The organism is Mesorhizobium sp. M2A.F.Ca.ET.067.02.1.1 (assembly GCF_004023285.1).
Taxonomy (GTDB): domain Bacteria; phylum Pseudomonadota; class Alphaproteobacteria; order Rhizobiales; family Rhizobiaceae; genus Mesorhizobium.
The window spans coordinates 1-10,775 of the sequence record NZ_RZSB01000122.1; the positions used below are offsets into that span (position 1 = coordinate 1).

Consider the following 10,775-nt stretch of genomic DNA (forward strand, 5'->3'; position numbering starts at 1 on the left):
ATCTTGTAGACCATCAGATTGGTCGAATTCGCCGGACCGCCCGCCGTCATGATGTCGACGATGCCGAAGGAATCCTGGAAACTCTCGGTGATGTTGATGACCAGCAGGAAAAAGATCGTCGGCGTGATCAGCGGGAACTGGATGTCCCAGAAGCGCCGGATGACGCCGGAGCCGTCCATCGCCGCCGCCTCGATCAGCGAACGCGGGATCGCCTGCAAGGCAGCGAGGAAGAAGATGAAGTTGTAGCCGACATATTTCCAGGAAAAGGCGATGATGACGGATGCCATCGCGTCGGCGCCGTCGAGGCCGGGGTCCCAGAAGCCGGGCCAAACCTTGTTGACGACGGCCATGAAGCCGGCCTCCGGCGCCAGGATGAAACGAAATGCCAGCGCCAGCGCCGGCGCGGCGATGCCGTAAGGCCAGATCAGCACCACGCGATAGAGCCACGAGCCGGCAAGCTGCCGGTCGGTCAGGGCGGCGAGCACCAGCGCGATGACCATCGCAAGGCCCGTGCTGATGCCGGCAAAGATCATGCTGGCGGTGATGGAATTCCAGTAGTCGGCACTGGCCAGGATCGAGCGGAAATTGTCGAGCCCGACCCAGATGTTGCCGCCGCCCCAGGGCTGCTGCAGCGTCAGCGACCAGTAGACCGCCTGGCCGGCAGGCCAATAGAAGAAGGTGAAGATCAGGATAAGCTGCGGCACCGCGAACAGGATGCCGATCGTCCATCTGCCGAAAGTGACGCGTTTTTCCATAGATCCGCCGATGCAGTGGAACCCATCAGCCCGCCTTCGCGGGACAAACTAGATATGAAATGGCCGCCCGTCGAATCTCGACGGGCGGCCGTTGCGCTATCCGGGGTCAGGGCAGGGTCTTACCCGGATAGGTCTGCTGGAAGCGCTCGAGGATGGCGTCGCCATTCTTGACCAGCGCGTCGAGGCCTTCCTGCACGCTGACCTTGTTGGCGAAGATCGCCTGCATCTGCGTGCCGAACTCGGCGCGGATCTGGGTGAAGTTGCCGAGGCGGATGCCGCGGGTGATCTCGGTCGGCTCCGACGCGGTCAGGCTGGCGATGGCCACCTCGCGGCCCTTATAAGGCGCCTTGTCGTAGAAGCCGTTGGATTGCATGAAATCGAAGCCCGATTTCGTCACCGGGATATAGCCGGTGTTGGTCGACCAGAACAAAGCGGTCTTGGGGTCGTGGATGAAGTTGAGGAAGGCGGCCGCGCCCTTGTATTCGGCGTCCGACTTGCCGGACAGCACCCACAGCGAGGCGCCGCCGACCAAAGAGTTCTTGCGCTCGGTGCCGGCATAGACCGGCAGCTCGGCGACATCCCAGCTCATGCCTTCCTTCTGGGTGCGGCCGACAGTGCCGTGGTCGCCGACCGAAGTCAGGATGACCTGGCAGGTGCCGGTGGCGAAGGCCTGCACCATGTCCTGGCCGAGATCCTTGGACTTGATCTTGATGAGACCCGCGTCATACCACTTCTTCAAGTCGGTGACGTACTGGACGAACTTGGTCTTGTTGACTTCCAGACGCGCGTCGAGGCCGTCATAACCGTTGTTCTTGGTGGCGATCGGCTGGTTGTGCAGCGCCGAGAACTGCTCCATCAGCTGCCAGCTTTCGTTGGCCGAGATGTTGATCGCCATCGGGCAGTCATAGCCGGCGTCTTTCAGCGCCTTGAGATCGGCGCCGACATCTTCCCAGGTCTTCGGCGCCTCGGTCTTGCCGATCTTGGCGAAGGCGTCCTTGTTCCAGTACATCAGCGCCGTCGACGAGTTGAACGGGAAGGACAGCATCTCGCCCTTCGACGTCGCGTAGTAGCGGGCGATGCCGGGAAAATAGTCGTTGTAGTCGATCTTGTAGCCGTTCTCCTCCATCAGCTTGTCGGCGGGCTTGTAGGCGCCGACAGCATCATGGTGGCGGTGCCGACGTCATAGACCTGGACGACGGTAGGCTGCTTGCCGGCGCGGAACGCGGCGATCGTGTTCTGCAGCGTGGCGTCGTAATTGCCCTGGCTGGTGCAGACGACCTCGTAGTCCTTCTGGGAGGCGTTGAAGTTCTTGCACAGCGTGTCGACGACGCGGGCGAGGTCGCCCGAAAGACCGAACCAGAAGTCGAATTTGACCGGTTCGGCAATAGCAGGAACCGCAAGCGCGGTGCTGAGCGCGCTGGCGGCAAGGGCAGCAAAGCCCCGCTTGATGATCGTCATGGTTTTCCCTCTTGAGTGGCAGTGTGACAAGGGTTTTGCGCAAGTCCTTGCCCGCTCTCATAGAGAAGGTATGTGACAGTTCTGTTGTGGGCCCGAAGCCCCTGTGGACAGCCAGTCTCTCCTCCCCTGGCAGCGGCAGCGCCGGCATGAAAACGTCACATCGGCGCTCTAGAGAGCTAGGGCGCCGCCAAGCCGTGAAAAGACCTCTTTGATTAACCGGCTAACTGAATGAGACAAGACATGCTGGTTCCGCAGCTCACGCACGTGCCCGTCGCCGTCCGCAACGCCATGCGGGACGGGCCGCGCGACAGCGCCACCCATCTGCGCCACGCCGCCGCCGTTCCCGCCCTCGGCGAGATTGAGATCGGCGGCAAGGCTTCGCGTGAAAGCGCCGGTGAGAGCCTGACCGTCATGGCCTGGAATGTCGAGCGGCTGCGCCACGTCGATGCCATCGCCGAAACCATCGCCGGCCAGGCGCCACACGTCGTGCTGCTGTCCGAGGTCGACAAGGGCATGGCGCGCTCCGGCAACGGCCATCTGCTGAGCCGGCTTGCCGATCGCCTGGGCCATTCCTACGCCTATGGCGTCGAGTTCCTCGAGCTCGGCACCGGCAATGAGACGGAGCAGGTGGCAAATGGCGGCGCCGAGAATGTGGAGGGCTTCCACGGCAACGCCATAACCAGCACCGTTCCGCTGCTGCGGCCTTTTCTCGTTCGCTTCGACGCCGCTGGCGCCTGGTTCCTGCCGGAGCACGGCCAGCCACGCATCGGCGGCCGCATGGCGCTCGGCGGCCAGATGATGGTCGGCGACCGCCGTGTGACCGTCGTTTCCGTGCATCTCGAGAACCGCACCACGCCGGCCGGCCGGGCCGACCAGACGCGCCATCTGCTCGATGCCATCGACAGATATGATGCGGAAACGCCTGTTCTCATCGGCGGCGACTTCAACACGCTCACCGCCACCTATCCCGAACGCAATGACGACCCAGCCGCGTGGCGAAAGCGCATCGCCGCCGAACCGGACCGGCTGATGTGCCCGGAGCGTCATGAGCCCCTGTTCGCGGTGTTTGCCGAGCGTGGCTACGACTGGCGCGAGGCCAACGCCTTCGACAAGCCGACGCAGCGGCGCGCGGCCGGCGACCTGACGCCCGCCGGCCATATCGACTGGTTCTTCACCCGCGGCCTTTCGGCAAGCGCACCCGCGACGCTGCCGGCGGTCTTGCCGGACGGCAGCCCGAGCGCCGACCACGAGGCGCTGGTGGTCACGGTGCGGGTGAAGTGACGGCCTTCAGGATCGACCAATTCCCGCTGGCTCGGCCCAATGATTCCAGGCATGGCCTCCCTGACAGATACAACCTGGGACGCACGCAGTGGTTGCGGGCGGCATAACCGATTCTTCAGCTGCCGGGCCCTAATCAATTCCGTTGCCTTGATTGATGTGGGAAGATCAGGTGAAGCAAGATGTTGACCGTCTATAATTGTATCGTAAACGAGCACGATCTGAGACTGGTCGCACTGGCCGCGCTGATTTGTGGAATTTCTTGTTTCACCGCTGTCAATCTGCTCCGCCATGTCGTGCAATCGACCAGCCGGAACCGTTATGCCTGGCTGCTGATTGCCGCCGCTTCGACCGGATTTGGCATCTGGGCGACGCATTTCATCGCCATGATCGCCTTCACGCCGGGAATACCCAACGCCTACAACGCCGAGCTTTCGGTCGCTTCGCTGGCGGTTTCCGTTCTTCTGACGGCCGCTGGGATATGGATCGCAACCGTGCGCAGCGGCATCGACCACTATCTCGTCGGTGGCGCCGTGCTCGGCATCGGCATCGCGGCGATGCACTATACCGGCATGGCGGCTTTCGAGGTCGAAGGTCGGATCGTCTGGAACCAGCTGCTGGTCGCGGCATCGCTGGTCTCGGGTATATCACTTGCCGCGCTTTCGCTGTTTATCGTGCTGCGTCGCCCGTCGACCCTAGCGACAGTCGCCGGTGCCGTCCTGCTGACGCTGGCGATCTGCACGCTGCATTTCATCGCCATGGCCGCCGTCTCGATCTATCCGGATTCCTCGATCGAGATCTCGAAATTCACGATCGCTCCGATGTCGCAGGCTTTCGCAGCCGCGACGGCAAGCCTCGTCATTCTGGTGCTGGCGGCCACCGCGCTGTGGATCGATCTGCGCTTCCGCCGTCACAGGATCGAGGCGGAGCGCATGCACGGCCTCGCCAATGCTGCCGTCGAAGGCCTCATCGTCTGCGACGGCAACCGCATCGTCAGCGCCAACGACAGCATCGCGGCGCTGAGCGGCATCGCCGCCGGCACGCTGAACACGATGAGGCTGGGCGAGCTGTTCGGCGAACGAATTGCGTCGGCCGTTGGCACCGGCAACGGACAGGCGCAGGAAGCCGACCTCCGCGGTCAGGACGACAGCCGGATACCGGTGGAGCTGATCGCCAGGAGAATCGATTATTGCGGCAAGCCGCATCTGGTCGTGGCCGTGCGCGACATACGCGAACGCAGGAAGGCCGAACAGGAGATCATGCGGCTTGCGAATTACGACCCGCTCACCGGCCTTGCCAACCGCCGTAGCTTCACCAGCCGCCTGGAAGCCGAGATCGCCGCATCCGCGCCAGATGGCAAAAGCAGTGGCAAAGGTAGCCAGCTGGCGCTCATGCTGCTCGACCTCGACCGGTTCAAGGAAGTGAATGACCTCTTCGGCCACGCCGCTGGCGACGCCGTGCTGCAAAAGGTGGCTCACTGCGCTTCCAGCGTGCTGCGCCACGGACAGATGTTGGCCCGGCTTGGCGGCGACGAATTCGCCATCATCGCCCCCAATCTTCCTGACCCGCAGGCGGCGGGCCGCATAGCCGAGGCGGTGCTTTCGGCGCTGCGCCAGGAAAAACCGGCTGTCGCCCGGCGGCATGGTGTCGGCCAGCATCGGCATCGCGCTTTACCCGCTCGATGCCGACGAACAGGCGGCGCTGGTCAGCCATGCCGACACCGCGCTTTATCGCGCCAAGGCCGAAGGCAAGGACACCTTCCGCTATTTCGAGGCCTCCATGGGTGCCGAGGCGCGCGACCGGCGCAGCCTGGAGCAGGATCTGCGCCAGGCAGTGGCGCGCGGCGAATTCCGGCTCGTCTATCAGCCGCAGAAGGAAATCAGCAGCGGCAGGATGATCGGCTTCGAAGCCCTGCTCCGCTGGCAGCATCCCGACCGCGGCGAGGTTCCGCCGTCGGTGTTCATCCCGGTGGCCGAGGATAGCGGTTCGATTGCCCAGATCGGCGAGTGGGTGCTGTCGACCGCCTGCGAGGAGGCCGCGACGTGGAAGAACCCGCTGACGGTCGCTGTCAACGTCTCGGCGGTGCAGCTTCACAATCCCGATTTCAGCCGCAAGGTGCATGAGGTGCTGCTTCGCACCGGCCTGGCGGCAGGCCGGCTCGAGCTCGAGATCACCGAGACGGCGTTGGTGAAGGACATGCCGCGCGCGCTGGCCACCTTGCGTCAGATCAAGGCGCTGGGCGTACGCGTGGCGATGGATGATTTCGGCACCGGCTATTCCTCGCTGTCCAACCTGCGCGCCTTCCCCTTCGACAAGATCAAGATCGACGGGTCCTTCATCAAGTCGGTCGACCGTAACGGCCAGGTCGCAACCATCGTGCGCGCCGTGCTCGGCCTGGGGCGCGGCCTCGGCCTGCCGGTCTTGGCCGAAGGCGTCGAGACGCTCGACGAATTGCGCTTCCTCGATGCCGAGGATTGCGACATCGGCCAGGGATATTTTCTGGGCAGGCCCGGCCCGATCGAGGCGTTCAGCGAGCTCACGGGTGTTCCGGCGGCCGATGACGGCGTCAAGGAAGACGCGGCAACCGCCAAGGTCGAAAATGTCCGGGGCGGCAGCATCCTGATGCTGCAGCCGGCAGCGGCCGCGCGTTCAGTCTAAGCAATTCCAGGAAAAGTGTGTAGCGGTTTTCCGTCCGGAATTGCGTCAATCCAAAAGATCACACGATCACGGCGCGAGCGCCGCTTCCACTAGGCGCTTGGCGTCGGGGCTCGACCATTCGGCCGGGCCGTTCATATGCGCGATCAAGCAGCCGTCCGCGTCGATCAGCATGGTGACCGGAAGCCCGAGCGCCAGGCCGCGCGTCTTCGCCTCGTTGAACAGGGCGATCGTCGGATCGCGGTAGAAGCCGAGCGTCTCGACGCCGATTTCCTTGAGGAACTTCTTCGGCTTGGTATCGTCGCCCGTATCGACATTGACCGCGACGACCTCGAAGTCCTTGCTGCCCTTCTCCTTCTGCAGTGCATCGAGCGCCGGCATCTCGGCTCGGCACGGCGCGCACCATGTCGCCCACAGATTGAGCAGCACCGTCTTGCCGGCATGGTCGGCGATCGTCATCGGCTTGCCATCGGGACCGTTGAAGGCGAGGCTTTTCAGCGATTGCGGCGGATCGGCTGGCTGCAGCGCCGCGACCTGGCCAACCGCTTTTGCGGCGACGGTCTTGGCCCGGGTTGCCTTGGCCGCACAGGCGGCGTCGTCTTTGCCGGCGGCCGCGGCGACCTTCTCCGGAGCGTTGTTGCCAGAACCGCTCTCGCTGACATATACCGCGACCGCGCCGGCCAGCACGCCCGCCACCAAAGCGGCAAGGATGAGGCGCGTAGCCGGAAAAAAGAATTTCTTGCCGTCTGCCATTTTCAAAACTGCTCCGGAGCACGGGTTATAGCGATGAGCGACAAGAAGGCCAGCAACCAGATGTGGGGCGGACGTTTTGCCTCGGGTCCGGCCGCGATCATGGAAGCGATCAACGCGTCGATCGGCTTCGACCGCAAGCTCTATGCGCAGGACATAAGCGGATCGATCGCCCATAGCGAGATGTTGGCTGAAACGGGCATTATTTCGGCGGCCGATCAAGAAAAAATCGCTCACGGGCTGAACACGATCCTGAAAGAGATCGAGGCCGGCACCTTCGAATTCTCCACCAGGCTGGAAGACATCCACATGAATGTCGAGGCCCGCCTTGCCGACCTGATCGGCCCTGCGGCCGGACGTCTGCACACCGCCCGCTCGCGCAACGACCAGGTGGCGGTCGATCTGAGGCTCTGGGTCAAGCAGGAATGCCAGCGCGTCGCCGAGGCATTGAAGGACTTGATCGCCGCATTCCTCGAACGCGCCGAGGAGCATGCGGCGACCGTCATGCCCGGCTTCACCCATATGCAGGCCGCGCAGCCGGTGACTTTCGGCCACCATTGCATGGCCTATGTCGAGATGTTCGGCCGCGACCTCTCGCGCGTCCACGACGCCATCGAGCGCATGGACGAAAGCCCACTTGGCGCGGCGGCGCTTGCCGGCACCAGCTTTTCCATCGACCGCCACATGACGGCCAAGGCGCTGGGTTTCCGCGAGCCGACGCGCAATTCGCTGGACAGCGTTTCGGACCGCGACTTCGCGCTGGAATTCCTGAGCCTCGCCGCGATCTGCGCGACGCACCTCTCCCGGCTCGCCGAGGAGATCATCATCTGGTCGACCCCGCAATTCGGCTTCATCCGCCTGTCGGATTCCTTCTCCACCGGCTCCTCGATCATGCCGCAGAAGAAGAACCCGGACGCCGCCGAGCTGGTGCGCGGCAAGACCGGCCGCGTCAACGGCCATCTCGTCGGCCTGCTGACCGTGATGAAGGGCATGCCGCTGACCTATGGCAAGGACATGCAGGAGGACAAGGAAGCGGTCTTTGACGCCGCCGAGACGCTCGACCTGATGCTGGCGGCGACCACCGGCATGGTGCGCGACATGACCGTCAACGCCGCCGCCATGAAGAAGGCCGCCGGCGCCGGTCACGCCACCGCGACCGACCTCGCCGACTGGCTGGTTCGCAATCTCGGCCTGCCCTTCCGCGAGGCACATCATGTCACCGGCCGCGCCGTGGCGCTCGCCGAGGAGAAGAAGGTCGGCCTGGAGAAGCTCTCGCTGGAGGACCTGCGCTCGATCCATCCCGGCATCACCGACGACATCTTCTCGGTGCTTGCCGTGCAGAATTCGGTGAAGAGCCGGGTGAGCTTCGGCGGCACCGCGCCGTCGGAGGTGCGGAAGCAGATCCGCTACTGGAAAAAGCGGCTCGCCAAGGCTTAATGCCTGTCGCCCAGAAGTGCATAGCGGTTCTGGGACAACGACATGCATCAAAACAAATGCATGTCGCCCGGACGTGTGCAGCGGTTCTGGGACACGATATGCATCAAAACAATTGCCCGGATGCAAAGTGCCGAAAACTCGGCTAAAAGCGGCGGCACAGGAAACAATTTCAAACGGATGGATCGATGACCCGTAGCAGGATTTTGGTGACGCTGGCGCTGCTGGCGGCGGTTGTCACCGTCACGGCCTGCGGCAGGAAGACCGGCCTCGACACGCCCTATGAGGCGGCGGAGCAGGCGCGCAAGGATGCGGAAAAAGCCAAGCAGCCGGTGCCGCCCGAGCCGGAGAAACCGGTCAAGGACAGGAAGTTCATCCTCGATCCACTGCTCTAGAGCCGACGGGATCGCTCGATCTCACCACGCTCCAACTTTTCGGGACCAACCCTCGTGAACCATTTCGACTACCGCGACGGCGTGCTCCATGCCGAGGACGTCGCCATCCCCGATATAGCAGCCGAGGTCGGCACGCCTTTCTACTGCTATTCGACGGCGACGCTGACCCGGCATTTCCGCGTTTTCAGAGAAGCCTTCGCCGGCCTCGACGCGCTGGTCTGCTACGCCATGAAGGCGAACTCCAACCAGGCCGTGCTGAGGACGCTGGCCAGGCAAGGTGCTGGCGCCGACGTGGTCTCGGAAGGCGAATTGCGCCGTGCCCTGGCCGCCGGCATCCCGGCCAGCAAGATCCTGTTTTCCGGCGTCGGCAAGACCGCGCGCGAGATGGATTTCGCGCTCTCCGCCGGCATTCTTTGCTTCAATGTCGAATCCGAGCCTGAACTCGAACTGCTGTCGGCGCGCGCCGTGGCGCTCGGCAAGGTGGCGCCCATCTCGCTGCGCATCAATCCGGATGTCGATGCCAGGACACACAAGAAGATCTCGACCGGCAAGGCCGAGAACAAGTTCGGCATCCCGTGGCAGCGCGTGCGGCAGGTCTATGCCCGCGCGGCCGAATTGCCCGGCATCAAGGTGACCGGCATCGACACCCATATCGGCAGCCAGATCACCGAATTGCAGCCCTTCGACGACGCCTTCGCGCTGCTGGTCGAGCTGGTCGGCGCGCTGCGCGCCGACGGACATGCGATCGAGCATGTCGATCTCGGCGGCGGCCTCGGCATCCCCTACCGCGTCGACAACAGCCCGCCGCCGCTGCCCGACGCCTATGCCGAGATCGTCAGGAAGCATGTCACCAGGCTCGGTCTCAAGGTGATGTTCGAGCCCGGGCGCCTGATCGTCGGCAATGCCGGCATCCTGGTGTCCGAGGTCATCTATGTGAAGGAAGGCGACGCCAGGAATTTCCTTATCGTCGACGCCGCCATGAACGACCTGATCCGGCCGACGCTCTATGACGCTTTCCACGACATCCGGCCGGTGGTGCAGCCGCCCGCCTCCACACCGCGCATGAAGGTCGACGTCGTCGGCCCGGTCTGCGAGACCGGCGACTTCCTCGGCCACGACCGCGACCTGCCCAGGCTGAAGGCCGGCGACCTGATCGCTGTTTCGACCGCCGGCGCTTATGGCGCGGTGCAGGCCGGCACCTACAACACCAGGCTTCTGGTGCCGGAGGTTCTGGTGGACGGCGACCGCTTCCATGTCGTGCGCCCCCGCCAGACCTATGAGAACCTGATCGGGCTGGATTCGGTCCCCGACTGGCTGAGGTAGCGCGCTCGAAGCGTTAGATTCTTTGCTGGATGAGCGCCTTGGCTTCGGCGATCCGCCCTTCGTCGCGGCGATAGAAGATCCATTGCTTCACCCGCTTTGTGCTGAGCAGGCCGGCCTGGGTGAGCACACGCATATGCTCGCTGAGCGTCGCCTGTGTGATGCCGAGCTTCTCAGCGATCAGCAGCGCGCAAACGCCGTCCTCGACCAGATCGCCATCTGCTTGGCGCGGGAAATGCGCGCGAGGATCCTTGAGCCAATCGAGGATCTGCAGCCTGCGCTCATTGGCGAATGCCTTGAAGATGTCGACCTCTTGCATTTAGCTATTTTGCTAAGTTACTAATTGAAGTCAATCCCGAGGAGCAGGTTATGCTGAACACCAGAACGATCACGCGCGAGCGCATCGCCGCAGTCGAACCGCGCATCCGCCCCTATGTCCGCCATACGCCGGTCATGCGCGTCGACATGGCGGATTTCGGCCGTCCCGCCTTTCCGGTCGACCTGAAACTCGAATCCCTGCAGCATTCCGGTTCCTTCAAGGTGCGCGGCGCCTTCACCAACCTGCTCGAACGCCAGGTGCCCGAGGCCGGCGTGGTGGCCGCGTCCGGCGGCAACCACGGTGCGGCCGTCGCTTATGCCACCATGAAGCTTGGCCACAAGGCCACGATCTTCGTGCCCGAGGTCAGCCCCCCGGCCAAGCTCGCGCGCATCCGTAGCTACGGCGCGGATC

General features: G+C 63.8%; 8 protein-coding genes and 2 pseudogenes. 6 read left to right on the forward strand and 4 right to left on the reverse strand.

Annotated features, from left to right (window positions below; all coding sequences use genetic code 11):
• Together EOA28_RS11865 and EOA28_RS11870 are read right to left on the reverse strand one after the other, a co-directional pair.
• A partial coding sequence (locus tag EOA28_RS11865) for a sugar ABC transporter permease (RefSeq protein ID WP_148670692.1) occupies positions 1-755 on the reverse strand: 755 nt, incomplete at its 3' end.
• Positions 756-861: 106 nt separating this feature from the next.
• A pseudogene (locus EOA28_RS11870) lies at positions 862-2,213 on the reverse strand (extracellular solute-binding protein).
• Between the two features lie 240 nt (positions 2,214-2,453).
• On the opposite strand from EOA28_RS11870, the gene EOA28_RS11875 reads away from it, so the two are divergent.
• Complete coding sequence (locus EOA28_RS11875; RefSeq protein WP_127386427.1) at positions 2,454-3,494, forward strand: endonuclease/exonuclease/phosphatase family protein; 1,041 nt, start codon at positions 2,454-2,456, stop codon at positions 3,492-3,494.
• Between the two features lie 179 nt (positions 3,495-3,673).
• Positions 3,674-6,149 (forward strand): annotated as a pseudogene (locus EOA28_RS11880) (EAL domain-containing protein).
• 66 nt (positions 6,150-6,215) lie between these two features.
• Here the strand turns inward: EOA28_RS11880 and EOA28_RS11885 are convergent.
• Entirely contained in the window at positions 6,216-6,899 is a 684-nt protein-coding gene (locus EOA28_RS11885) for a TlpA disulfide reductase family protein (protein ID WP_127253279.1), read from the reverse strand.
• Between the two features lie 33 nt (positions 6,900-6,932).
• Between EOA28_RS11885 and argH the strand changes: the two genes are divergently transcribed.
• The 3 genes from argH (at position 6,933) to lysA (ending at position 10,048) form a co-directional block, all read left to right on the forward strand.
• On the forward strand, positions 6,933-8,333 hold the full coding sequence (gene argH, locus EOA28_RS11890) for an argininosuccinate lyase (RefSeq protein ID WP_127253281.1): 1,401 nt from the start codon (positions 6,933-6,935) through the stop codon (positions 8,331-8,333).
• 185 nt (positions 8,334-8,518) lie between these two features.
• Positions 8,519-8,725 (forward strand): lipoprotein, encoded by a 207-nt coding sequence (locus EOA28_RS11895; protein WP_127253283.1) that lies wholly within the window; start codon positions 8,519-8,521, stop codon positions 8,723-8,725.
• 54 nt (positions 8,726-8,779) lie between these two features.
• Entirely contained in the window at positions 8,780-10,048 is a 1,269-nt protein-coding gene (gene lysA / locus EOA28_RS11900; protein ID WP_127386326.1) for a diaminopimelate decarboxylase, read from the forward strand.
• Positions 10,049-10,061: 13 nt separating this feature from the next.
• Here the strand turns inward: lysA and EOA28_RS11905 are convergent, their stop codons facing one another.
• Positions 10,062-10,364 (reverse strand): metalloregulator ArsR/SmtB family transcription factor, encoded by a 303-nt coding sequence (locus EOA28_RS11905; protein ID WP_127253287.1) that lies wholly within the window; start codon positions 10,362-10,364, stop codon positions 10,062-10,064.
• A gap of 50 nt (positions 10,365-10,414) precedes the next feature.
• On the opposite strand from EOA28_RS11905, the gene EOA28_RS11910 reads away from it, so the two are divergent.
• On the forward strand, positions 10,415-10,775 hold a 361-nt coding region (locus tag EOA28_RS11910; RefSeq protein ID WP_128314913.1), incomplete at its 3' end, for a pyridoxal-phosphate dependent enzyme.

What these genes read in the sequence shown, in the direction of transcription:
- EOA28_RS11875 (WP_127386427.1), top strand. Translation starts at nt 2,454, where the DNA reads ATGCTGGTTCCGCAGCTCACGCACGTGCCCGTCGCCGTCCGCAACGCC.
- EOA28_RS11885 (WP_127253279.1), bottom strand. Translation starts at nt 6,899, where the DNA reads ATGGCAGACGGCAAGAAATTCTTTTTTCCGGCTACGCGCCTCATCCTT.
- argH (WP_127253281.1), top strand. Translation starts at nt 6,933, where the DNA reads ATGAGCGACAAGAAGGCCAGCAACCAGATGTGGGGCGGACGTTTTGCC.
- EOA28_RS11895 (WP_127253283.1), top strand. Translation starts at nt 8,519, where the DNA reads ATGACCCGTAGCAGGATTTTGGTGACGCTGGCGCTGCTGGCGGCGGTT.
- EOA28_RS11905 (WP_127253287.1), bottom strand. Translation starts at nt 10,364, where the DNA reads ATGCAAGAGGTCGACATCTTCAAGGCATTCGCCAATGAGCGCAGGCTG.